The sequence below is a fragment of the Tersicoccus mangrovi genome, from assembly GCF_036881825.1.
GTDB classification, from domain to species: domain Bacteria; phylum Actinomycetota; class Actinomycetes; order Actinomycetales; family Micrococcaceae; genus Tersicoccus; species Tersicoccus mangrovi.
In genome coordinates, this window is the sequence record NZ_JBAJMW010000011.1 from 72,888 (window position 1) to 95,254 (window position 22,367).

Sequence of the window (22,367 nt, forward strand, 5' to 3'; positions counted from 1 at the left end):
GGCCCCGGCCGGCTGAGACCGACGACTCCGCAGGACGGCCATGACTGTAGTGCTCTTCATCCTCGGTGTCCTCGTCGTGGTCGTCGGCGTCGTCCTGTCGATCGCGCTGCACGAGGTGGGCCACCTGGTGCCCGCGAAGCTGTTCGGCGTCCGGGTCACCCAGTACATGATCGGTTTCGGCCGCACCGTGTTCTCCGTCCGCCGCGGCGAGACCGAGTACGGCGTCAAGCTCATCCCCGCGGGCGGTTACATCGCCATGATCGGCATGTACCCGCCGGCGCGCGAGGACGGCCGCGTGCGCGCCTCGACCACCGGCGTCTTCCAGAGCATGGCGGACGACGCGCGCCGCGCCTCCGCTGCGGAACTGCAACCCGGCGACGAGAACCGGATGTTCTACCGGCTGCCGGTGTGGAAGCGCATCGTCATCATGCTCGGCGGCCCGACCATGAACCTGCTGATCGGCACCGTGCTGATCGGGGTGCTGCTCATGGGGTTCGGCACGGCGCAGCCGACGACGACGGTCGGGTCGCTCAGCCAGTGCGTCGTCACCGCCGCCCAGCAGCAGCGCACGGGCCAGACCTCGTGCCTGTCCACCGACAAGCCGTCCCCGGCGGTGGCCGCGAAGCTGCAGCCCGGCGACACCATCGTCGGCTTCGGCGGCACCGACGTGACCTCCTGGAACCAGCTGACCAGCCTCATCCGGGACAGCGCCGGCAAGACCGTGCCGATCGTCGTAGAACGCCACGGCACCCGCGTGAACTCGACCATCACGCCCGTCATCAACGACGTCTCCGTGCTCGACGCCAAGGGCCAGCCGGTGCGCGACGGCAACGGCACCGTGCAGACGACGCGGGCCGGCTTCGTCGGCATCGGGCCGACGCAGGCGATGGTGCCGCAGCCCGTCACCGAGGTGCTGCCGACGGTCGGGCAGAACGTCGGCGCCGTCGTCGGCGTCGTCCTGCACCTGCCGCAGCGGATGGTGGAGGTCGGCCAGGCCGCGTTCACCAGCGCGCCGCGGGACCCGAACGGTCCCATGAGCGTCGTCGGTGTCGGCCGCATCGCCGGCGAGGTCGCCGCGACCGACCAGATCGACGTGAAGTCGAAGGTCGCGGGGCTGATCGGGCTCGTCGGCAGCGTCAACATCGCCCTCTTCGTGTTCAACCTCATTCCGCTGCTGCCGCTGGACGGCGGCCACGTCGCCGGGGCCCTGTGGGAGGCGATCCGCCGTGGCTTCGCCCGGATGTTCAAGCGTCGCGATCCCGGCCCGGTCGACATCGCCAAGCTGATGCCGGTGACGTACGTGGTCGCGGGGCTGCTGCTCGTGATGGGCGCGCTGCTGATCTTCGCCGACATCGTCAAGCCCGTGAACCTCTTCTGAGGCCGGCCCTGGGCCCCATCGTGACGCCGCGGGCCGCCGCGGGTCCGCGCTGCTGGCGAACGATCCGGCCCCCGGGACGGCGACGAAGACAACGAGGGGGATAATGGACGTCGGTCCACCGATCCGTGAGGAGAGACTTTGACCTCGGTCAGCCTGGGAATGCCCGCTTCGCCGCCGCCGGTGCTCGCACCGCGACGGAAGACCCGCCAGATCAAGGTGGGCAGCGTCGGTGTCGGGTCCGACTACCCGGTCAGCGTCCAGTCCATGACGACGACGCCCACCACGGACATCAACGCCACCCTGCAGCAGATCGCGGAACTCACCGCGTCAGGCTGCGACATCGTCCGCGTCGCGTGCCCGAGCCAGGACGACGCCGACGCACTGCCGATCATCGCGAAGAAGTCGCAGATCCCGGTGATCGCCGACATTCACTTCCAGCCCAAGTACGTGTTCGCCGCGATCGAGGCCGGTTGCGCCGCGGTCCGCGTCAACCCGGGCAACATCCGCAAGTTCGACGACCAGGTCAAGGAGATCGCTCAGGCGGCGAAGGACCACGGCACGTCGATCCGCATCGGCGTCAACGCCGGCTCCCTCGACAAGCGGATCATGGACAAGTACGGCAAGGCGACGCCCGAGGCGCTCGTCGAGTCCGCCGTGTGGGAGGCGTCCCTCTTTGAGGAGCACGACTTCCACGACTTCAAGATCTCCGTCAAGCACAACGACCCCGTCGTCATGGTGCGCGCCTACGAGCTGCTCGCCCAGCGCGGCGACTGGCCGCTGCACCTGGGCGTGACCGAGGCCGGTCCCGCGTTCCAGGGCACCATCAAGTCCGCCACCGCGTTCGGTGCGCTGCTGTCCCAGGGCATCGGCGACACCATCCGCGTCTCCCTCTCGGCCCCGCCGGTCGAGGAGGTCAAGGTCGGCAACCAGATCCTGCAGTCGCTGAACCTGCGGCCGCGCAAGCTCGAGATCGTCTCCTGTCCGTCCTGCGGGCGTGCCCAGGTGGACGTCTACACGCTGGCCGACAAGGTGACCGAGGGGCTCGAGGGCCTGACCGTGCCGCTGCGCGTGGCCGTCATGGGCTGCGTCGTCAACGGCCCGGGCGAGGCCCGTGAGGCCGACCTCGGCGTGGCGTCCGGCAACGGCAAGGGCCAGATCTTCGTCAAGGGCGAGGTCGTCAGGACCGTGCCCGAGGACCAGATCGTCGAGACCCTGATCGACGAGGCGATGCGCATCGCCGAGGAGATGGGGGAGACCGGTGGCGAGGACGCCGTCGCGGGCAGCCCCGTGGTCAGCGTCAGCTGAGCTGAGCGCCCCCGTGCCGGTCGGCGTCGACGGTGTCCGTGAGCTCGGTGCCGCGGACACGGCTGCCCTGCGCGAACTCGTCGCCGCGGACCCCGTGGCGAACATCTTCCTCGACTCCCAGCTCGGCTCCCGCGGCATCGTCGCCGGGACCGGGCGGATCCTCGGGCACGTCGACGGCGGCCGACTGACGGCCGCGTGCTGGGCCGGGGCGAACGTCGTCCCCGTGGGGGCGACGGCGGACGTCGCGGAGCCGCTCGCGGACGCCCTCGTGGCCCTGCGTCGCCGGTTCTCCTCGATCTTCGGCCCCGCCGACTCGGTCCTGCCGCTGTGGGACGCGATCAAGGGCCGCAGCCCGCACCCGTTCGACGTCCGGCCGGACCAGCCGCTGCTCGCCGTCGGGCCCGACGTGCCCGTGCGCGGTCCCGGCCTCGTGCGGCTTGCCGGCCAGGAGGACTTCGACGTCGTGCTGCCCGCCTCCGTGGACATGTTCACCGAGGAGGTCGGGTACAGCCCCCTGCAGGCGGGGGAGCAGTCCTACCGGGAGCGGGTGCGCGGCTTCATCGCCGCCGGGCAGTGCCTCATCCACCGGGACCGCGACGGCGACATCGTGTTCAAGGCCGACCTCGGCACGATCAGCGCCCATGCGAGCCAGATCCAGGGGGTGTGGGTCAATCCGCGGCACCGCGGTCAGGGCCTCGCCGCGGGCTTCATGGCCGACGTCGTGACCCTCGCCCGGCGCCGTGCGCCCGTCGTCAGCCTCTACGTCAACGACTTCAACACGCGCGCCCGCGCCGTGTACGAACACGTGGGTTTCACCCCGGTCGGCCGGTTCGCCACCGTCCTGTTCTGAGGACCGGTCAGCGCAGGAAGCGGGCCGGCGCCGTGGTGCGACGGATCGCGGTGAGCTGTTCGCGCTGGTCACCGGCGCGCCGCTGCAGCCGTTGCAGGGCCGGCCGGTCCAGTCCCGCGTCCGCCGGCAGCGCCAGCAGGGTGTCCCACAGGGATTCCTTCATGTCGACCGCGGACTCCAGCGCCTCGATCTCCATCTGCGCCGCCTGGGTGCCGCGGCGGCGTAGCGGGTTGATCGGGTCGAGCCGGGCGACGGTGGCCGAGGCGATGCCGATCACCCGGCGCACCGGAGGGATCCGGTAGCCGAGCCGGCGGATCAGCGCCGCCAGGTCGCGGCGGTCGGCGTCCACGTCCGCAGTCAGGCGGCGCATCGCCGGTCCGTGCTCGGTCGACGCCCACGTGCGGCTCACCGCCCGGAAGAGACGCAGGCCGGAACCGGCGGCGAGCAGGTGGTGCACGAGGTAGGGGGCCAGTTGGTCGTCGTCGAGTCGCTCGTGTCCGTTCGCCATACCGCCATTGAACACGTCGCGGCAGCGCTCCGCGAGTGCGCTGGTGGCCGCCGCGGAGTGCGCCGCGTCAGAACCGCGACCCGGGGGAGGGGCGGGCCTCGCCGATGGCGTTCAGCCCCTCGGGCGGGGTGCCGTTGACGAACCAGTCGCCGATGGCGCGCGCCCGGAACACCGCCGGGTTGTGGGTGGCGACGGTCTGGGCGTTGCGCCAGTGCCGGTCCAGGCCCTTCTTCGTGCTCGTGGCGGACGCGCCGGAGGCCTCGAACAGCTGCTGTGCGGCGGCGAGGGCGAGCTCGGGCACGGTCACCTGGGCCTGTTCGACGTCGACCTCGGCCCGCAGCTGCGCCGGGGTGGCCGGCGCCGGTTCCTCGCCCGCGCCGGTGGCGGCCGGGGCATCGACCAGCGCCCGGTCGAGGCTGCGGGCGGCGGCCAGCACGGTGGCCTCGGCCGCGAACGCGTTTGCGGCGATCCGGCCGACCACCTGCTGGATCAGCGGGTCCTCCCGGAACGGCAGGCCCGAGCCGGTGTTGAAGGTCCGCGTCCGGCCGGCGACGATCGTGGCGGCGTCGTCCCGGGCGGCCCGGGCGATGCCGGCGAGCACCGCGAGCAGCACGAGCTGGAAGAACGCGGCCTCGTGCACCGCCTCCGCCGAGCCGACCACCCGGTCCAGCACGTCGATGTCGTCGACCAGGACGTCGGTGAACGTGGCGGTGCCGGTGCCGGTCAGGCGCTGCCCGAACCCGTCCCAGTCGTCCTCGACGGTGACGCCGGCCGCGGTCACGGGGACGACGGCGAAGCGGCGGCCGAGCGCGCCGTCGAGGGCGGCGCTGACGCGGGTGTGGTCGGAGAAGATCGTGCCGGTCGTGTAGTACTTCGTGCCGTCGAGTCGCCAGGCGCCGGCCCCGTCCCGGCGCAGGGTGGTGTTCACCGTCCCGAGGGCGTTGCCGCCGCGCTCGGTCGAGGCGTTGCCCACGGTCTGGCCGCCGGCGATCCGGCGGTACCAGCGCCGGCGCACCGCCTCCGGCTGCCAGCGCAGCGATTCGGTGAACCCGAGGTGGGACCGGTAGAGGTGGGCGATGTTCGAGTCCGCGGCCGCGAGGTCGACCAGCAGCCGGATCACCGTCTCGACGGAGGCCCCCGCGCCGCCGTGCTCGGCCGGCACCCGCAGCGCGCCGAACCCGGCCTCGTCGAGCCACCGCACCGGATCGTGGGGGAGGGTCCGCTCCTGGTCGCGACGCAGTGCGTCCGCGGCGATGCGGGCGATGATCGGGGCGAAGCGGGCGTGCACCCGCGCGTACTCGGCGGCGGGGTCGACCGGCGGGGAGGAGGACGCGGGCGCAGGGGAAACGGTCGTGGTCATCGGCACATCAGCTCCATCGCACCTGGCGGTAGCACCGGCTCCGGAGAGTGGTTGCTGCGGCGTCGTGGAGCCAGGTCTCTCGGCCGCTCGGGATGGTGGGCGCCCCCGGGGGGACACGCTCAGCCCAGACGACGACCGGGTGCTGTCGCAAGTCCGCGGTGGCGCGCACGGGACACACGAGGTCATACACCGCTGGACAAGAAACCCAAAGGTTGCGTATTCTGATGCCGTGGACGACGGGTTCACCGCCATCGCCCATCCGGCCCGACGGGCCCTGATCGGCGAGCTGGCGGAACGGAACGACCAGACGCTGTTCGAGCTGACCATCCGGCTGCTCGAGCGGCACGGACTGCCCCTGACCCGGCAGGCCGTCGCCAAGCACGTCGGCGTCCTCAAGGAGGCCGGTGTCGTCACGGTCAGCACCCGCGGCCGGACGACCATCCATCACCTGCACGCAGGCGCGCTCGCGCCCGTCCGCGACTGGTTCGCCCGCCTCCCGGAGGCCGGAGCCACCCGCATCGAGAACCCCACCGAGCACCCCATCACGTCCACCCGGGAGCAGCCATGATCATCACCACCATGAGCATCTTCGTCGACGACCAGCAGGCCGCGCTCGACTTCTACACCGGCCCGCTGGGCTTCGTGCCGCAGCAGGACATCCCGCTCGGTGGGCCGTACCGGTGGCTGACCGTCTCCTCGCCCGAGCACCCCGACGGCGTCCAGATCTCCCTCGAGCCGGCCGAGCACCCCGCGGTCGGGCCGTTCCGGGACGCGCTCGTCGCCGACGGCATCCCGTTCACCAGCTTCGGCGTCACCGACGTCGCCGCGGAGTACGAGCGCCTGCGCGGCCTCGGCGTCGTGTTCACCCAGGAACCGCTGAGCCAGGGGCCGGTCACCACCGCGGTGTTCGACGACACGTGCGGCAACCTCATCCAGCTCGCCGCGTTGACCGGCGCCCCGACCGACTGATATGTAGCTCGGTTCGTCAACGCCGCCCACCCCCACCTCAAGGAGGAAGAGCCGGATATGGCAGGGCGCATGCCAGCGAATCTCGGACCCGACCGACGTCTGGTAGCCTCGCCGCAAACGATCGTCTACGGCGGAGCCGCCTCGTGATCGCCGAAAAAGTCGGCGCATCGTTCCGCTACCCACGACGCACTATCAGTCATTGTTCCACTGGCGCTCGGCTTCCTGCCCAGCGAGCGCAAGCGGCCTGCAACTCGCCGCTGATTCGCACAGCCGCGTTGGTTGGCACAGGGCCGCGCTGACGACCGCGGTCGTGACGATTACCCCTTTGCGGTACCGGCTCATCATCAGAACCGCTGTCAACGTCACGATGATAACGAGCACAAGGACGAATGGCGCGACCACCGCAAGCGTGTACAGAGCGTATGCCCTGGGATCGAGCAGCGGACCCGGGCACTATCCCGGCTCGATCGCTACAGATCAACTCAAGGCGAGCCCCTTGACACGTGGTTCCTGGGGGCGTTCGCTGTCTAGCGGGGCCGGCGTCGGAGAGGCCTGCCGGAAAGACATCGAGCAACACGATCGGATCGGAGTAGACATGAAAGCAGTGGTGTACGAGGGACCCCGTCAGGTCAGCACGAAGGACGTCCCGGACGCGAAGATCGAGCGACCCACCGATGTCCTGGTCAGGGTAACGACGACGAACATCTGCGGCTCGGACCTCCACATGTACGAGGGGCGGACTTCCTTCGAAGTAGGCCGGACGTTCGGTCACGAGAACATGGGGGAGGTCATCGAAGTCGGTAGTGGCGTGGAGAAGGTCAGGGTCGGAGACCGGGTTGTGCTCCCGTTCAACATCTCGTGCGGATTCTGTAAGAACTGCGAACGCGGCCTGACCAACTACTGTCTCACCACCCAGCCCGAACCATCATTCGCCGGAGCGGCCTATGGGTTCGCCGACATGGGTCCCTATGGCGGTGGCCAAGCGGAGCTGCTCCGCGTGCCTTTCGGTGACCACAACGCGCTGCGCCTGGGCGAGGATGCGGAGGAGAGGGAGAACGATTACGTCATGCTCTCTGACATCTTCCCCACCGGCTACCATGCCACCGAGATGGCCGGCGTGATACCCGGCGACAGCGTTGTGATCGCTGGGGCGGGTCCGGTCGGATTGATGGCCGCCCTGTCCGCGATGATCAAGGGCGCAGCAAAGGTGATGGTGGTCGATCGCCACCCTGACCGGCTCGCGCTGGCCGAGCAGATCGGTGCGATTGCCATCGACGACTCCAAGGTCGACCCCGTGCAGGCTGTGCTGGACGAGACGATGGGGCTCGGAGCTGACCGTGGTTGCGAATGCGTGGGCTACCAGGCCCACGATCCCCAGGGCAACGAGGACACCGCCGCCACGCTGAACATGCTCATCAACTCGGTGCGTTTCACCGGAGGAATCGGCACCGTTGGCGTGTTCGTTCCCCAGGATCCGGGGGCCAAGGGCGAATTGGCCAAGCAGGGCAAGGCGGCCATCGACTTCGGAACGCATTGGTTTAAGGGGCAGACCATGGGGAGCGGTCAGGCCCCGGTCAAGCGGTACAACCGCCGGCTGCGAGACTTGATCGCGGCCGGGAAGGCGACCCCTTCGTGGATCGTCTCCCACGAGATCTCGTTGGACCAGGCTGCCGATGCCTACAAGAACTTCGACGCCCGGTCCGAGGGTTGGACCAAGGTCCTCATCAAGCCCGGGATGTCGACCGAGAAGAAGGCGAACTGATATGGCCGAGACGCTGCAGGGCAAGAGAGTCGCCATCCTCGCCGCCGACGGGGTCGAGCGAGTCGAGCTCGAGCAGCCCCGCGAGGCGCTGGAACGGGCCGGCGCTCAGACAGAGGTTCTCTCGATCCATGACGGTGAGATTCAGGCCCGTGAGAACGACCTGGATGAAGCGGGCACGTTCACCGTCGACGGGTTGGTCGCCGACGCCTCGGTGGGCGACTACGACGCCCTGCTTCTCCCGGGCGGCACGGTGAACCCCGACCAGCTCCGGGTCGACAAGGACGCCGTTTCCTTCGTCCGCGAGTTCGTCGAGAGTGGCAAGCCCGTGGCGGCGATCTGTCACGGGCCGTGGACGCTGATTGAGGCTGGTGTGGTCGGAGGTCGCACCTTGACGTCCTTCCCGAGCATCCGCACGGATCTCCGCAACGCCGGTGCTGAGGTCGTTGACCAGGATGTCGTGGTCGACGGGAACCTGATCACCAGCCGCTCGCCCGATGACCTGCCTGCGTTCTGCGATACGGTCGTGGTGAAATTTGCGAGCAATTCGACCCAGGAAGAGGTGACGTCGTGAGCGTGACGAAGGGACTGCTTGTCAGGCTGGAGGCCCTGCCCGGCAAGGAAGACGAGGTCCAGGAATTCCTCGGCATCGGGCGAGGACTCGTCGAGGAGGAACCGGCCACCGTCGCGTGGTTCGCGATCCGTCTCGGCCCGTCCTCCTTCGGGATCTTCGACGTGTTCCCCGATGACGCCGGCCGCGACGCGCACCTGTCCGGCGCAGTCGCTGCCGCTCTCGGCGAGCAGACCGGCAAACTGTTCAGCGAGCCGACGATCGAGAAGTTGGACCTCCTGGGCTCCAAACTCCCCGCCTGACACCGCAGACCGGGAGTACTGGCACAGAAAGGAGGGGTCGCTGCGCGCGGTGACTTCGGGCTTACACAGCCCGCTGACGTCGTGGCAGCGGCCCCTTCTTTTGCGCCCTATCGCTAGTCACCAACAGATCGGGGAACCGCGATGACAGGAACTGACGACGGCGTTGCCACGACGCGTGCACCCGAGGTAGCAGTGATCGGGGGCGGGATCGTCGGTCTGTCGACGGCGTACGCGCTGCGGGAGCAGGGCGTGCCGGTGCGCTTGTATGAGGCTGGTCTGCCCGGGACGGGTCAGTCCGCAGGCGAGTCGCGGATCTTCCGGCACGCTCACGACGACCCGCGACTCGTCGCTTTCGCGCGCGAAAGCCGTGGGGTATGGGATGAGTGGGCCGAACACTTCGACGTCGAGCTGGTCTCATCAGACGGTGTCCTGGCGATCGGAGACAGCGCCCTGGCGCGGCTGCGGGTGCTCGACCAGGTCGGCGGCGTGGAAGCGCACGAGATCGACGCGGCCGAGGTCGCCCAGCGGATGCCGCTGCTCGCTGGGTATTCGGGGCCAGCGGTGCTCGACGAGTCGGGCGGCGCGATCCGCACCCGAGCCGCGATCACGGCACTCACGGGTGCCCTCGCAGATGCGGTCACCACCGGTGAGGTCATCTCCATCGATCCCCGCGCCGACGGGACGGTCGAGGTGCGCAGCGTCACCGACCGGGCTGTCTACTCCAAGGTGGTCGTGTGCGCCGGCCGCGAAACCGCCCGCCTGGCACGCAGCGTCGGCCTGTCGCTGCCGGTTCGCCTTGCCGCACACGTCAGGCTGACCTTCGACGTGAAAGCCGCCGCCCCGGCACGAGTCGCGTGCCTGCAGGACAGCAGCGGCGTCTTCGGCGAAGTCGGCGTCTACGCGACGCCGCTACCGGGCAACAGAAACTACTCGGTCGGACTCAGCGACACCGTCGGCGTCCGCGACGACGGAACTTTCATCGACCCGGCGGCGATTCGATCGCTGGACGAACGCGCACGCGAATACGTGACACGGGCGCTGCCCGGTCTCCACCCAGAGCCGCGCGACTTCCTTCACTGCTGGGTGACCGACCTCCCGTGGAGTGAGGACGGCGTGGCCGTGTGGGAGGCAGGCTCTGTCCTTTTTGTGGCTGGTCACAATTTGTTCAAGCAGGCACCTGCGCTGGGTCGCGCTCTTGCCCGGGCTGCGACCGGCGGCGGTCTCCGCGCCGACCTCACGCCCGAAGCGCGCCTCGGCGAGGCCCAGAGCTAGGGCGTGTCTCCCAATCGCGGGGGACCCGCGATTCTGGCCGGCAAACTGTTCAGCGAACCCACGATCGAGAAATTGGACGTCCTGGCCTCTAAGCTCCCCGCCCGAGACCACGACCTCGTCGAGCGTGCCGCGGTCCGATTCTCACATCGCACAGCGGCACGCTCGTCACGATGGGGTCACGTTGGTGGCTGCCTGCAGTGCGGCGGTGAGGTAGCCCGCGGAAGCACCGACACCTTTGTCCGCGACGTGCTCGGGCGTACCAGCTGCAACCACGATCCCGCCAGCGTCGCCCGCACCGGGTTCAAGATCGATCACGTGATCGGCCACCGCGATGACACGAATGTCCAGCTCCGCGGCGACGGCCGTGTTGCCCGCATTGAGCAGCGGTTCGTCCTGGTTAGGGTTCCTCGCAGCGGCGGTCGGACAACGACCACCCACACTTCAATCGTCGGTACGACGCTAGGAATGGTTCCGCGACGTGCTCCAGAGTTCCTGGAGCTTTTCCCTCGCCCACACCCGTGCGTCGCTCAGCCGGTCCGAAGTTTGTCCGCTGGAAGAGCGACCAACCAAGAACGTGAGCGTCAGCGCTCATCTCACGCCACAACCGCCGGGCGGCGTCGCGCGACGTCCGGTCCAGGAACGCGTGGTCAGCTGCGGCGCCGATGATCTCAGTGAGGTTGAGCGTCGCCGTCGTAGTTCGGATTGAGGTCACATCACCACGGCGTTCGGTCAGCCACCGTCGCTGATCGACGAGGCTTGCACGGCCCGCGGCGTCGAGTGGCGTGCTCTCGAGAAAGCCGTAGTACTTGTCCATCTGTGCGCACATCTCTGTGAGGACGGTCAGACCTCGCTCGCGCAGTCCCGTACGATCCGGTCATGACTTCGTCTGGTTCTTCACCCGCCGCCGACGCGCAGGTTCGGGTCTCGGGTGCTCGGGAGCACAACCTGCGGAATGTGGACCTCTCCGTTCCGCGGGACTCGTTAGTGGTGTTCACGGGTGTGTCGGGTTCCGGGAAGTCATCGTTGGCGTTTGGGACGCTGTACGCGGAGTCGCAGCGACGGTATTTGGAGTCGGTGGCGCCGTACGCTCGCCGTCTGATCGACCAGGCGGGCGTTCCCGATGTTGACTCCATCACCGGGATGCCGCCGGCCGTGGCGTTGCAGCAGCAGCGTGGAGGACGCAGTGCCCGGTCCACGGTGGGAAGCATCACCACGGTGTCCAGTCTCGTGCGGATGCTGTACTCCCGCGCCGGGGACTATCCGGATGGGCAGCCGATGCTCTACGCGGAGGATTTTTCTGCGAACACGGTGCAGGGGGCCTGCCCGGAGTGTCACGGCATTGGTCGTGTCTACGCGGTGCCCGAGGAGCGGATGGTGCCGGATCCGTCGCTCACGATCCGGGAGCGCGCGATCGCGTCCTGGCCGACGGCATGGCACGGACACCAGCTCCGCGACGTGTTGGTGGCCCTCGGCTATGACGTTGACGTGCCATGGAAAGATCTGCCACGAAAAGACCGGGACTGGATCCTTTACACGGATGAGACCCCGTTCGTTCCGGTCCACTCCCGGTTGACGCTTGCTGAGGCTCGCGCCGCGACCAAGGCCGGGGTCGAGCCGAGCTACTCGGGCACCTTCGTCGGAGCCCGCCGGTATGTGTTGGACACATTCGCGAACTCGAAGAGCGCGTCGATGAAGCGTCGCGTCGCGCAGTACCTCGACGCTGCCCTATGCCCGGTCTGTCACGGGAAGCGGCTGAAGCCTGAAGCGCTCTCGGTCACGTTCGAGGGCCTGGACATCGCGGAGTTCTCGCAGTTGCCGCTTCGAGAGCTTGCTGACATGCTCTCCGACGTTGTTGCGAGAGCGCAACAGGCCGAGACCGTTCCGAATGGTGCTGTGCTGCATGCCAATTCCCGTCGCGCAGCCACGGAGCAGCGCATCGCCGCCGGAGGGTCCGCGCACGCCGCCGCACCCGATGTGCGCCGCACCGCAAACCGTTCGCCGGAGAAGCGCGCCGCTGCGTCCCGGCTCGCTTCCGGGCTGATCGAGCGACTCCGCCCACTGACCGATCTTGGCCTCGGGTATCTGTCGTTAAGTCGAACCACCCCGACCCTGTCGGGTGGCGAGTTGCAACGAATCAGGCTCGCCACACAGCTCAGCTCCGACCTGTTCGGCGTCGTCTATGTCCTCGATGAACCATCCGCAGGCCTTCACCCACAAGACGTGACAGCGCTCTTGAAGATCCTCGACGGGCTCAAGAGAAGCGGAAACAGCCTGTTCGTCGTCGAGCACTCCGTCGATGTCATGCGGCACGCGGACTGGCTCGTGGACATCGGCCCCGGCGCGGGCGAGCATGGCGGCCGCGTTCTCTACAGCGGCCCTACCGATGGGCTTGCCGACGTCAAGGACTCAGTGACACGCGGCTACCTCTTCGGTGGCAGTGGACTGCCCCCGCACACCCCTCGCGACCCGCGCGGGTGGCTCCACTTGAAGGACGTGACTCGTAACAACCTGCACGGCGTCTCCATCGACATTCCCCTGGGTGTTTTCACCGCGGTCACCGGAGTCTCGGGTTCCGGCAAGTCGAGCTTGGTCAGCCAGGTCCTCCCGGCTCTCGTCGGTGACCGCCTCGGTCACAGCATTCCGGCGGAGGACGAACCGACCGGCGACGAGCTGCTCCTTGCCGGTACCCCAGAGCGGCTCGACGGTGTCTTCGACGGCTGTCTCGAGGGGGTCCGGCGGGTTGTCAACATCGATCAACGACCCATCGGCCGAACCCCCCGATCGAACGTTGCAACATATACGGGCTTGTTCGACCACGTCCGTCGACGCTTCGCTGAGACGCCCGAGGCTCGCTCGCGTGGGTACAAGCCCGGCCGTTTCTCCTTCAATGTCTCTGGCGGCCGCTGCCCCACCTGTGAGGGCGAAGGGTCCGTGATGGTCGAGCTACTCTTCCTCCCATCCGTGTACACCGAATGCCCCGACTGTCACGGGACCCGGTACAAAGCCTCGACCCTCGAGATCACTTGGCGGGAGCGCACCATCGCCGACGTGCTCGCGATGAGCGTTGAGGAAGCCCACCCGTTCTTTGACGGCGAAGACGACATCACTCGCTCACTAGCTGCACTGTCAGACGTGGGTCTCGGATACTTGCGACTCGGACAACCGGCAACCGAGCTCTCTGGAGGTGAGGCACAACGCGTGAAGCTCGCAAGCGAGCTACAGCGCGCACAACGAGGGGACACCTTGTATGTTCTCGACGAACCAACTTCGGGCCTGCACTGCGCTGACGCTGACCGGCTCGTGACGCATCTGCAAACCCTCGTCGACGCAGGAAACACCGTCGTCGCGGTGGAGCTTGACATGCGGGTGGTGGCAGCAGCCGACTACGTCATCGACCTCGGACCCGGCGCCGGCGATGATGGCGGCGCAGTCGTCGCCGCTGGAACTCCTGCACAAGTTGCCGAGAACGGCGTCGGCGCGTCCGCGGAATACCTCACCGCGGCGATCAAACTGATCGTTGCGGCTACCTGTGAGGCGCCCTGGGTCTGATGGAGACTCGCGCTATTTGATTCCGACGAGCTGTTCGCGGCCGGTTTGCACAGCATAGAACGTGTTCTCGAACTCGGCGGGCGGGACGTCGCCGAGGTAGCCGTGGAGGCGCTGCGTGTTGTGCCAGTGCACCCAGCCGAGCGTGGCGAGTTCGAGATCCTCGACCGTCTTCCACGGCCCTGATCGCGCGGGCCCGCGGACGAGTTCGGCGTTGTAGTAGCCGTTCACCGTCTCGGCCAGGGCGTTGTCGTAACTGTCCCCGACGGTCCCGATCGACGGGGTGGCACCGATCTCCGCGAGTCGTTCGCCGTAGCGAATCGAGGTGAATTGAGACCCCGCATCGCTGTGACATCGCAGGTCGGCGTGATGGTGGCCTCGGGACCAGCGGGCCATCTCGATCGCGTCGAGGATCATCTCGGTGCGCATGTGTGACGCGACCCGCCAGCCGACGATCATGCGGGAGAACGCGTCCACGATGAAGCACACGTACGCGACGCCGGCCCAGGTCGCCACGAACGTCAGATCAGTCACCCAGAGCCGGTTCGGTGCAGTCGCGGTGAACTCCCGCTGCACCAGATCCGGGTGCCGCGCCGACGCCGGATCCGGCCGGGTCGTGTTCACCTTCTTCGACCGCCTGGCGCCTTCCATCCCTGCCAGCTTCATCAGCCTCGCGGTCTGGTCGCGGCCGATCACGATCCCCGCGCGCCGGGCCGCTTTCCAGAGCTTGCGGACCCCGTAGACGCGGTAGTTGGTCTCCAACAGCTCGACCAGCTGCGGGATCAGCTCCTCGTCCCGCACCGCACGGGCGGACGGGGCACGGGTCTTGGTCGCGTAGTAGCTGCTCGGAGCCACCTGCAACAGCCTGCAGATGAGCTCGACTCCGAGCCGGCGACGGTCGACCGTGTCGTCCTTGTTCGCGTCGATGAACGCGACTACTTCCGATAGTGGCGGTCGAGCTCCGCCCCGAAGAAAGACGCGGCCCGCTTGAGCACCTCGTTGGCCCGCCGCAGCTCCCGGACTTCCTGCTCGAGCTCACGCACCCGCTGCGCCTCGGTCGAGCTCACGCCCGGGATGACGCCGTCATCGATGTCGGCCTGCTTCACCCACATCCGCACGGACTCCACCCCGTATCCGAGCTGCGTCGCGACGCGCTGCACGGTCCCCTGCGTGACCCCGAGCTCGGCGCGCAGCGTCCTCACCATCCGCACCGCGGCGGCCTTCTCCTCGTCAGAGTAGCGACGCGTCGTCGGCTTCCCATTCGCCAGTTCCTTCGGCATGACTCCATCCTCGTTTCCAAGGTCAGGAGCCTCCACCAAACCCGGGGCGGTTCACCTATTGACGTACTCACCTTTCGGCCCTTTCCTTGGCGCCGCACCGCAGGTGCCCATATCGGACCGCGGATCGCTTGCTCGGGACCGCCCGCGTGGCGTCCCGAGCAAGCGCCCGATGGTGCGGGAGGGGTCTAGGCGGGTGCGCCTTCGAGGCCGGAGGCCTCGGCGTCGGAGGCCTCCGGGATGCGCATCTCGAAGGTTTCGGTGATCGAGGTGTAGTCGTAGTAACCCATCCGGGCGAGGGGCCGGATACGGGGGATGTCCAGCTTCCCGTCCGCGGTGATCACCTCGTCGTTGATGTGGATCCGTTCGACCTGGGCGAAGACGATGTCGATGGTGCCCACGTTGGAGTTGCCGGACATGCGGTGGGTGGAGAGGTAGCGACACTCGAAGTGGACGGGGCTTTCGGCCACCATCGGGGTCGGGGAGAGCTCGGCGTAGGAGCGGGTGACGCCGGCGCGATCGAATTCGCTCACCTCCGGAGGTAGGGCCATGGCGCTGATGTTGACCGCCTCGCGGAGGTCGTAGGTAGCCATGTTCCACACGAACCAACCGGTCTGTTCGGCGTTGAGCACGCTGTCCTTGCGCCGCCCGTCCGGGTACTGGTTGGCCGAGAACATCACCATCGGGGGGTCGAAGGTGAGGTTCTGCCATTGGCTGTAGGGGGCCAGGTTCTCCACGCCGTCCGGGCTGACGCTGGAAATCCAGCCGATCGGGCGGGGCACGGTGCAGCTCTTGAAGGGCGAGTAGGGCAGTGGGCTGCGGTCGGTGGAGGGGTCGTACTTCACGGGGTCTCCTTGGTGGTGTTGGTGCGGACGTCCGCCGGGGTGGCTCCTTGGCCAGTGGACGTGCTGGTGGGGGTGATGGATGCGCCGGCGGTGGCGAGGGTGCGGGCGTGGTCCCTGTCGCGTGTCATTGATCGGCGGACACGTCCGGAGAGCGCCCAGTACACGCCGCCGGCGACGATGATGCCGATGATCCAGGCGATCTCAGCGCCGCCGAAGAGCTGGGCCACGGGCCCGACGTACAGGCTGCTGTTCATGAAGGGGATCTGGATGAGCACGCCCAGGATGTAGGCGAGGAAGGCGCCGCCGTTGATCCGTCCGTACTCGCCGTCGCGGTCGAACAGGGCGGTGATGCTGTATCGCTCCTTGCGGACCAGGTAGTAGTCGACCAGGTTGATCGCCGACCACGGGGTCATGAAGTACAGGAGGAACAGCAGGAAGTCGGTGAACGCGCTGAGGAAGTTATCGGTCGCGGCTAGCGCGATCGCCAGCGAGATGACCGAGATGATCAGGACGTAGACGGTGCGCGCCCGGGGTCCGACCCGGTTCTGCCCGACGAGGCTGGTGATGATGGTTGCCACTGACATGTACCCGCCGTAGGAGCTCAGGGTGTTACCCGTGAGCTTGCCGCAGATCACCGCCAGCAGAACGATCGGCCACAGCGCACCGCCCAGGCCGGCAAGATAGCCGACCTGATCGTGGCCGAATGCGGCCCCACCCAGGGCCGCGGCCAGGGCTCCGAGGGTCATCGCCAGCGACCCGCCGATCACGCTGCCGGCGAAGGTCCACCCGATCGTCGACCGCTTCGGCGTGTCGGCGGGCAGGTACCGCGAGTAGTCGGCGATGTAGGGGCCGAAGGTCAGCTGCCACGACGCCGACAGGGAGATGCCGAGGACGAAGGTCGCGACGTCGAACGCGGGCTCCCCAGCCACCTGGCCGATGCGCCCGTCGGACAAGATTCGGATCAGCAGCCCGACGAACACCACGAAGCTCAGCGCGGCAGCGAAATGGGAGAAGCGGTGAATGTAGCGGTAGCCGACCACGGCCAGCACCGTGGACAGCACAGCGAACACCGCCGACCCGAGTTGGTGAGGGATCCCCACCAGCGTGCCGATCGCCTGACCCCCCAGCACCAGGCCGGTGGCGTAGAAGCCGATGTAAATCATCAGCGCGAGGATCAGCGGCAGGATCGCCCCGTAGTAGCCGAACTGCGCCCGGCTCTGGATCATCTGCGGCACCCCCAGCCGCGGCCCCTGCGCCGAGTGCAGCGCGGTCACGAACCCGCCCACCGCGTTGCCGATGATGATCGCCGGAATCGACCAGAGGGCGCTGTTGCCAAGGATCACGAACAACGCACCGGTCACCACGGCGGTGATGGAGGTGTTGGCCGCAAACCACACGAACAGCAAGCTGCGCGGGTGACCGTACCGTTCGTCCGCCGGGATGAAATCGATGGAGCGTTGCTCCAGCTCGACTGCCTTCGCCATGATGACCTCGATCGAGTGAGTGGCCAGGATCACACCAGTATGCAGCCGGTATATCGGTTGTGCAAGGGTTCGGAGCTAGGGTGACGGCATGCCACCGCAACGCCGAACTCCTCTGACCACGATCCCCGACCGTGCCACAGCCATTCCGCTCGGCTTTCCGGGCGGCCTCTGATGCTGCAGGGAAAGGCCGCGCTGGCGTATGAGCAGATCGAGCGGCTCATCGTCGTGGAAGACATCGCCCCCGGATCCCTGGTGTCGGAATCGGTGCTGATGGAAATGACTGGCCTCGGACGGACCCCGGTGCGAGAAGCACTGCAACAGCTAGCGCGCAACCGCATGGTGGAAGTGCACCCGAACAAGGGCGTCCTCGTCCCACCCGCGTCGGTCGAGGCCCAGTTGCGCATGCTCGAACTGCGGCGTGCTCTGGAAGCACTGACCGTCCGACTCGCCTGCAAGAGAGCAACTCCGGCGGATCATGACCGGATGACGGCCATGATCGAAAGACTGGACTCCGAGACCTTCACCCTGAGCACTTACCTCGACACCGTTACCACCACCCACCACCTCCTGGTCGCGGCCTGCCACAACGAATACGTGGAGGACGCGATGGCCCCTCTGCAGGGACTGTCCCGCCGCTTCTGGCACGCGCACGTCCGCGACGTGCAGGCCGAGATCCAACGAGGGTCGTTACTGCACGCAGACATTCTCCGCGCCGTCACCGCCCGCGATCCGGATGGAGCGGAACAGGCGTCACACGCGCTCATCGACTATCTCGTCGCCTTCTCGTTCGCCACGATCAATCAGGAAACTGGCTCGCGCTGATACGCCGGGGCATCTTTGATGCCGTTGTCCCTGTAGCTACGCCTGACGTGGTGGCTGGTGGCGGTGGCGTGGTGATCGCTGGGCGTCCGGCGGGACGGTGGTCCGGCACTTTCTGTCGGTGCCAGACAATCGTCCGCTTCTGGCACCGCCGGGCGCGGGCACTCGTCAACAGGCGGGCTTGGAGTGACTTGGGCCGATCACAGACGCTCCGACGGTTTGGATCGCAGCAGCGCACAGTCGCCCTTGAGGGGTGGGGAAGTGTCCGATAGGCGTTCGCCTATCCTGCACGATTGACTGCCACCGACCCGGCGGCGCTGTCCGTGTCGTGAGGCGTCGATCTTCAGAAGAACGATCGCCACTGCATGACTAGAAGGGAAGGCGTCCGTGTTTCGGGGGGACCATCAGAATCCCGATTACCTTCAGGTCTTCGGTCACGGCGACGCGTCCCTCGAGGGAACCTTCCTCGCACCGGATGGCGGTCACTCCGACGACGGTGCCGGAAAGGTAGGCAGATTCATCAACCGTCGTCCCCCCCCGGGGAGCTCGACGTGGGAGGCGCTCAGCCGCTCCAGCGCCCCCAGATCGAACTGGATCGCCCGCCATGCGCTGGCGAGAAAGATTCGCGGATTTTCATCAGCCGTGACGGCGTGCATCACGGCCCCGAGCCGGTCGAACTCCCCGGCAGCGATCCAGGCGAACACCTGCTCGGTAAGTTGGACCACCTGCCGATGGGTACGACGAGAGAGATACCCCGTCGTCCACATCAACGGGGCAGCGGACTGCCTGGAAGAGGGCCGGCTAACCACGCCAAGTTCTCCCGCCGTGGCGAGGCCTGCGGTCGGAGGGGCGGTAACCCGACGAGAGCGAAGGCAAGAAAACCATCGCTTGGCTAGAGTCTTCGTCAGATTGACCGGAAGATCCCAGGTAGGGGGTCGTCCTGATGTTTCGAATCCTCACCTGACGATCAACACGTCGAGGTGGCGAGGCCCGTGAACTCCCTCGACGCGCTCCAGCTCGATGTCGCTCGTCGCCGAAGGCCCGGAGATCATCGTCGTCGGCCGGACCGGATCGAGACGGCCGACGGCCTCCGGCACCAGTCCGACGATCGACTCCACCGGAACCAGGCAGATGTGGTGATCCGGCACCAGGGAGATGGCGCGTCGGCCCTGGTCGGGGGATCCGTCGAGGAAAATCGTGCCGGTCTGGGCGACCGAGACTGCACTGCTGGTGACCACCGCACCCACGTGGTCGAGCATGTGCACGTCCAACGGGGCATCGGCGGAGTCGACGAGGCGGCGCGCCTCCGTCTCCAGATTGGCCAGGGGGTGGCCCGGTTCGTCCAGTGCCGGTGGGACCACGTACGACGAGGCGCCGGCCAAGCGCCGCGCGACCGCGGTCGGCAGATCGGCGGCATCGATCACGTCGACGTCGGCCCGGTAGTCCACGAGGCGGTCCACCAGCAGCTCGACGAGTTCGTCAGGGCTGAGCGACGATGAGTGCCGGTAGTCCCGGGGGATGTCCGCCGGTGTCCGTGCCGCCTCCCGAGCGTCGTCGCCGGTAGCGGCGCCGTCGTCGGCGAGGGCGCCGCGGATTCGTGCCAGCACCGTTTCCCGCGCCGAGACTGGCACGTCGTTGGACTGCTCGCTCATGCCTGTTCCTTCCGAGTCCCGCGATCGCCGTCGTTCTTCTCTCGTTTCTTCCACCAGGTGTGGAAGGACTCGGCGGGAGGGGCGGGGATGTCCCGGCTCGATGTCCATGCCCCGGCGATGCCGGGCAGCGTCGAGAACTTCCGGTCGCGTCCGGCGAAGAGGGATCCCAGCGGCAGGACCCGTTCGACGGCGGCCATGCGACGGCCGTCGCTCATCATCCACTGGGCGCCCTTCAACGCCGTGTCCAGCTGACCTTTCAGGGTTCCGGCCTCCTTCCGCGCCTCGACGTCCTTCCCGCGCAGGTGCACGAGGATCTCGGGGATGTTGATCTTGACCGGGCACACGTCGTAGCACGCCCCGCACAGCGAGGAGGCGTAGGGCAGGGACCCGTTCTCGCCCTGCTCCACCCCGGTGAGCAGCGGGGACAGGATCGCGCCGATCGGCCCGGGATAGGTGGACCCGTAGGCATGGCCGCCGGTCCGCGAGTACACGGGGCAGACGTTCAGGCACGCTGAGCAGCGGATGCAGTTCAGCGCGGATCGGCCGTCCTCGTCCGCCAGGGCAGCGGTGCGGCCGTTGTCCAGCAGGATGACGTGCACGTTCTGCGGCCCGTCGCCCGGCGTCACGCCCGTCCACATCGACGTGTACGGGTTCATCCGCTCGCCGGTGGAGGAGCGGGGGAGCAGCTGGAGGAACACCTCGAGGTCGGCGTAGCTGGGCAGGAGCTTCTCGATGCCCATCACGGTGATCAGCGTTTCCGGCAGCGTCAGGCACATCCGGCCGTTGCCCTCGGACTCGACCACGGTGAGCGTCCCGGTGTCGGCGATGCCGAAGTTGGCGCCCGAGACGGCGACCTTCGCGGCGAGGAACTTGGCGCGCAGGTGCTTCCGGGCGGCCATCGCGAGCAGGCGCGGGTCGTCGGAGAGCGCGGGGTCCACGTCGGTCATCTCCCGCAGGAAGATCTCGCGGATCTCGCTCCGGTTCCGGTGGATCGCAGGGACGAGGATGTGGCTCGGGGTGTCGTGCCCGAGCTGGACGATCAGTTCGGCCAGGTCCGTCTCGAACGCGTCGATGCCCACGCCCTCGAGGTACTCGTTCATGCCCATCTCCTGGGTGGCCATGGACTTGACCTTGACGACCTCGCGGCGCCCGTTCGGCAGCACCGGGGCGTACCGGGTGGCGAGCTGTTCGACGATGCGGTTCGCCTCGTCCGCGTCGCGTGCCCAGTGCACAACGCCGCCCCGGGCGGTGACGTTCGCCTCGAACTGCTCGAGCAGGGCCGGCAGGTTTGCCATCGTCGCGGCCTTGATCGCCGAGCCGGCGTCCCGCAGGGCCTCCCAGTCGTCGAGCTCCCCGACGACGGCGGCACGCTTGGCGCGGATCGTCGAGGTTGCCCGGCCCAGGTTCGCGCGAAGCTGCTCGTTGCCTAGCTCTCGCTCGGCGTACTGCGGGAAGGGTTCGCGTTCGATGATGTTCCCGACGCCGTGAGCGGGGCGGACCCGCGGCATGCCCAGATCCGTGCTCATCGCAGCGCACCTCCCTGCAGCTGGGCCGCGCCGTCGAAGACGAGCGGGTCCTCCCGAGTGCTGGCGAGCACCTGCGCCAGGTGCACCGTGCCGACGCCGGTGTGCTGGCGGGACAGGCCGCCGCCCATATGCATCAGGCAGGACGCATCGCCGCCGGCACACAAGGGGGCTCCGGTCGCGACCACGTTGGCTACCTTGTCGTCCAGCATCGCGGTGGACACGGCGGCGTTCTTCACCGAGAACGTGCCGCCGAACCCGCAGCACTCCTCCGCGTGGGGCAGGGGATTCACCTCGATCCCCTCGACGCTGCGCAGCAGATCCAATTGCCGGTCACCGAGCCGGAGCAGTCGCATCCCGTGGCAGGACGGGTGATAGGTGATCCGGTGAGGGAACCACGAACCAAGCTGCGCGGCCGCGTCGGTGACACCGAGGACATCGGTGAGCAGAGCCGACAGCTCGAAGGTGCCGCGACCGATCACCTCCGCCCGCGTCGCCAGGTCCGCGTCGCCTACGCGGCGGGCCATCTGCGCATGCTGGTGCTTGACGGAGGCGACGCAGGAGCCCGACGGGGCGACGGCGACGTCCCACTCCTCCGCCTCGAACGCCCGCACGTGATTGCGGATGACCGGCACGGACGCGTCCGCGTAGCCGGAGTTGACGTGCATCTGGCCGCAGCAGGCCTGCCCGGCGGGGAACACGACCTCGTGGCCGAGCCGCTCGAGGATCGTCACGGTCGCGACGGCGACCTGGGGGTACATGGCATCCACGATGCACGTGGCGAACAGGGCGATTCTCATCGACGGCCTCCCAGCAAATGGATCCCGTTCATGTGGTCAGACCATGCTACGTGGGGTACTTCACAGTGGCAAGAGTGTGAGCTAGAGTACATGGTCAGACCACATTGGTCAGACCATTTATGGGCAGACCGCCGTCTTGACCGGGGC

The 22,367-nt window shown here is 67.9% G+C and carries 21 protein-coding genes, 1 riboswitch and 1 other annotated feature; of the genes, 11 read left to right on the forward strand and 10 right to left on the reverse strand.

Annotated elements, in window-relative coordinates; all coding sequences use genetic code 11:
- The first annotated feature begins 40 nt into the window (after positions 1-40).
- The 3 genes from V6N00_RS16810 (at position 41) to V6N00_RS16820 (ending at position 3,533) form a co-directional block, all read left to right on the forward strand.
- On the forward strand, positions 41-1,378 hold the full coding sequence (locus V6N00_RS16810; protein ID WP_334234195.1) for a M50 family metallopeptidase: 1,338 nt from the start codon (positions 41-43) through the stop codon (positions 1,376-1,378).
- A 138-nt stretch (positions 1,379-1,516) separates the two neighbouring features.
- Positions 1,517-2,683: a flavodoxin-dependent (E)-4-hydroxy-3-methylbut-2-enyl-diphosphate synthase gene (ispG, locus tag V6N00_RS16815; RefSeq protein ID WP_334234196.1), complete on the forward strand. Its 1,167-nt coding sequence runs from the start codon at positions 1,517-1,519 to the stop codon at positions 2,681-2,683.
- A gap of 13 nt (positions 2,684-2,696) precedes the next feature.
- Positions 2,697-3,533 (forward strand): GNAT family N-acetyltransferase, encoded by an 837-nt coding sequence (locus tag V6N00_RS16820; RefSeq protein WP_334234197.1) that lies wholly within the window; start codon positions 2,697-2,699, stop codon positions 3,531-3,533.
- A gap of 7 nt (positions 3,534-3,540) precedes the next feature.
- On the opposite strand, the gene V6N00_RS16825 is transcribed toward V6N00_RS16820, so the two are convergent.
- Complete coding sequence (locus V6N00_RS16825; RefSeq protein ID WP_334234199.1) at positions 3,541-4,041, reverse strand: hypothetical protein; 501 nt, start codon at positions 4,039-4,041, stop codon at positions 3,541-3,543.
- Between the two features lie 67 nt (positions 4,042-4,108).
- The gene (locus V6N00_RS16830) at positions 4,109-5,401 is read right to left on the reverse strand and encodes an acyl-CoA dehydrogenase family protein (protein ID WP_334234200.1); all 1,293 of its coding nucleotides are present in this window, start codon (positions 5,399-5,401) and stop codon (positions 4,109-4,111) included.
- 10 nt (positions 5,402-5,411) lie between these two features.
- Positions 5,412-5,500, reverse strand: a riboswitch (SAM riboswitch).
- A 130-nt stretch (positions 5,501-5,630) separates the two neighbouring features.
- Between V6N00_RS16830 and V6N00_RS16835 the strand changes: the two genes are divergently transcribed.
- The 6 genes from V6N00_RS16835 (at position 5,631) to V6N00_RS16860 (ending at position 10,274) form a co-directional block, all read left to right on the forward strand.
- The gene (locus V6N00_RS16835) at positions 5,631-5,969 is read left to right on the forward strand and encodes an ArsR/SmtB family transcription factor (protein ID WP_334234202.1); all 339 of its coding nucleotides are present in this window, start codon (positions 5,631-5,633) and stop codon (positions 5,967-5,969) included.
- Positions 5,966-6,370: a VOC family protein gene (locus V6N00_RS16840; RefSeq protein WP_334234204.1), complete on the forward strand. Its 405-nt coding sequence runs from the start codon at positions 5,966-5,968 to the stop codon at positions 6,368-6,370. The genes V6N00_RS16835 and V6N00_RS16840 overlap by 4 nt, the downstream gene beginning before the upstream one ends.
- 595 nt (positions 6,371-6,965) lie before the next feature.
- Complete coding sequence (locus tag V6N00_RS16845; RefSeq protein ID WP_334234205.1) at positions 6,966-8,132, forward strand: glutathione-independent formaldehyde dehydrogenase; 1,167 nt, start codon at positions 6,966-6,968, stop codon at positions 8,130-8,132.
- A gap of 1 nt (position 8,133) precedes the next feature.
- Entirely contained in the window at positions 8,134-8,703 is a 570-nt protein-coding gene (locus tag V6N00_RS16850) for a type 1 glutamine amidotransferase domain-containing protein (protein ID WP_334234206.1), read from the forward strand.
- Positions 8,700-9,002, forward strand: a complete 303-nt coding sequence (locus V6N00_RS16855) for a putative quinol monooxygenase (RefSeq protein WP_334234208.1) — start codon at positions 8,700-8,702, stop codon at positions 9,000-9,002. The genes V6N00_RS16850 and V6N00_RS16855 overlap by 4 nt, the downstream gene beginning before the upstream one ends.
- Positions 9,003-9,143: 141 nt before the next feature.
- The gene (locus V6N00_RS16860) at positions 9,144-10,274 is read left to right on the forward strand and encodes an NAD(P)/FAD-dependent oxidoreductase (RefSeq protein ID WP_334234210.1); all 1,131 of its coding nucleotides are present in this window, start codon (positions 9,144-9,146) and stop codon (positions 10,272-10,274) included.
- Between the two features lie 165 nt (positions 10,275-10,439).
- Here V6N00_RS16860 and V6N00_RS16865 read toward each other — a convergent pair whose 3' ends face one another.
- Positions 10,440-10,712, reverse strand: a complete 273-nt coding sequence (locus V6N00_RS16865; RefSeq protein ID WP_334234212.1) for a hypothetical protein — start codon at positions 10,710-10,712, stop codon at positions 10,440-10,442.
- 438 nt (positions 10,713-11,150) lie between these two features.
- On the opposite strand from V6N00_RS16865, the gene V6N00_RS16870 reads away from it, so the two are divergent.
- Positions 11,151-13,823 carry an excinuclease ABC subunit UvrA gene (locus V6N00_RS16870; protein WP_334234214.1) on the forward strand — a complete coding sequence of 891 codons (2,673 nt, stop codon included), beginning with the start codon at positions 11,151-11,153 and terminating at the stop codon, positions 13,821-13,823.
- Positions 13,824-13,835: 12 nt separating this feature from the next.
- Here the strand turns inward: V6N00_RS16870 and V6N00_RS16875 are convergent.
- From V6N00_RS16875 to V6N00_RS16885, 3 genes are all read right to left on the reverse strand, one after another.
- Positions 13,836-15,100, reverse strand: a protein-coding gene (locus V6N00_RS16875; RefSeq protein ID WP_334234216.1) for an IS3 family transposase whose coding sequence is annotated in 2 segments (ribosomal slippage) — positions 13,836-14,797 and positions 14,797-15,100 — 1,266 coding nt in all. Because the reading frame shifts where the segments join, the coding sequence is not laid out codon by codon here.
- Positions 14,667-14,801, reverse strand: a sequence feature (AL1L pseudoknot). (Overlaps the previous gene by 135 nt.)
- 185 nt (positions 15,101-15,285) lie before the next feature.
- Positions 15,286-15,942, reverse strand: coding sequence for a flavin reductase family protein (locus V6N00_RS16880; RefSeq protein ID WP_076697281.1), 657 nt, complete (start codon positions 15,940-15,942; stop codon positions 15,286-15,288).
- Complete coding sequence (locus V6N00_RS16885; protein ID WP_334234220.1) at positions 15,939-17,426, reverse strand: purine-cytosine permease family protein; 1,488 nt, start codon at positions 17,424-17,426, stop codon at positions 15,939-15,941. Before V6N00_RS16885 ends, V6N00_RS16880 begins: the two co-directional genes overlap by 4 nt.
- 171 nt (positions 17,427-17,597) lie before the next feature.
- Between V6N00_RS16885 and V6N00_RS16890 the strand changes: the two genes are divergently transcribed.
- Positions 17,598-18,248 carry a GntR family transcriptional regulator gene (locus V6N00_RS16890; protein WP_334234221.1) on the forward strand — a complete coding sequence of 217 codons (651 nt, stop codon included), beginning with the start codon at positions 17,598-17,600 and terminating at the stop codon, positions 18,246-18,248.
- Positions 18,249-18,727: 479 nt separating this feature from the next.
- On the opposite strand, the gene V6N00_RS16895 is transcribed toward V6N00_RS16890, so the two are convergent.
- The 4 genes from V6N00_RS16895 to V6N00_RS16910 all read right to left on the reverse strand — a co-directional run bounded on the left by V6N00_RS16895 (position 18,728) and on the right by V6N00_RS16910 (position 22,220).
- On the reverse strand, positions 18,728-18,970 hold the full coding sequence (locus V6N00_RS16895; protein ID WP_334234223.1) for a hypothetical protein: 243 nt from the start codon (positions 18,968-18,970) through the stop codon (positions 18,728-18,730).
- A gap of 231 nt (positions 18,971-19,201) precedes the next feature.
- On the reverse strand, positions 19,202-19,897 hold the full coding sequence (locus V6N00_RS16900; RefSeq protein WP_334234260.1) for a LutC/YkgG family protein: 696 nt from the start codon (positions 19,895-19,897) through the stop codon (positions 19,202-19,204).
- Positions 19,894-21,423 carry a lactate utilization protein B gene (locus V6N00_RS16905; protein ID WP_334234225.1) on the reverse strand — a complete coding sequence of 510 codons (1,530 nt, stop codon included), beginning with the start codon at positions 21,421-21,423 and terminating at the stop codon, positions 19,894-19,896. The genes V6N00_RS16900 and V6N00_RS16905 overlap by 4 nt, the downstream gene beginning before the upstream one ends.
- Positions 21,420-22,220, reverse strand: coding sequence for a (Fe-S)-binding protein (locus tag V6N00_RS16910; RefSeq protein ID WP_334234226.1), 801 nt, complete (start codon positions 22,218-22,220; stop codon positions 21,420-21,422). The genes V6N00_RS16905 and V6N00_RS16910 overlap by 4 nt, the downstream gene beginning before the upstream one ends.
- Between the last annotated feature and the right edge of the window lie 147 nt (positions 22,221-22,367).

Excerpts from the sequence above, each read along its gene's own strand:
- V6N00_RS16850 (WP_334234206.1), top strand. The coding sequence starts at position 8,134 with ATGGCCGAGACGCTGCAGGGCAAGAGAGTCGCCATCCTCGCCGCCGAC.
- V6N00_RS16825 (WP_334234199.1), bottom strand. The coding sequence starts at position 4,041 with ATGGCGAACGGACACGAGCGACTCGACGACGACCAACTGGCCCCCTAC.
- V6N00_RS16910 (WP_334234226.1), bottom strand. The coding sequence starts at position 22,220 with ATGAGAATCGCCCTGTTCGCCACGTGCATCGTGGATGCCATGTACCCC.
- V6N00_RS16890 (WP_334234221.1), top strand. The coding sequence starts at position 17,598 with ATGCTGCAGGGAAAGGCCGCGCTGGCGTATGAGCAGATCGAGCGGCTC.
- V6N00_RS16870 (WP_334234214.1), top strand. The coding sequence starts at position 11,151 with ATGACTTCGTCTGGTTCTTCACCCGCCGCCGACGCGCAGGTTCGGGTC.
- V6N00_RS16885 (WP_334234220.1), bottom strand. The coding sequence starts at position 17,426 with ATGGCGAAGGCAGTCGAGCTGGAGCAACGCTCCATCGATTTCATCCCG.
- V6N00_RS16905 (WP_334234225.1), bottom strand. The coding sequence starts at position 21,423 with ATGAGCACGGATCTGGGCATGCCGCGGGTCCGCCCCGCTCACGGCGTC.
- V6N00_RS16900 (WP_334234260.1), bottom strand. The coding sequence starts at position 19,897 with ATGAGCGAGCAGTCCAACGACGTGCCAGTCTCGGCGCGGGAAACGGTG.
- V6N00_RS16845 (WP_334234205.1), top strand. The coding sequence starts at position 6,966 with ATGAAAGCAGTGGTGTACGAGGGACCCCGTCAGGTCAGCACGAAGGAC.
- V6N00_RS16830 (WP_334234200.1), bottom strand. The coding sequence starts at position 5,401 with ATGACCACGACCGTTTCCCCTGCGCCCGCGTCCTCCTCCCCGCCGGTC.
- V6N00_RS16840 (WP_334234204.1), top strand. The coding sequence starts at position 5,966 with ATGATCATCACCACCATGAGCATCTTCGTCGACGACCAGCAGGCCGCG.
- V6N00_RS16810 (WP_334234195.1), top strand. The coding sequence starts at position 41 with ATGACTGTAGTGCTCTTCATCCTCGGTGTCCTCGTCGTGGTCGTCGGC.
- V6N00_RS16860 (WP_334234210.1), top strand. The coding sequence starts at position 9,144 with ATGACAGGAACTGACGACGGCGTTGCCACGACGCGTGCACCCGAGGTA.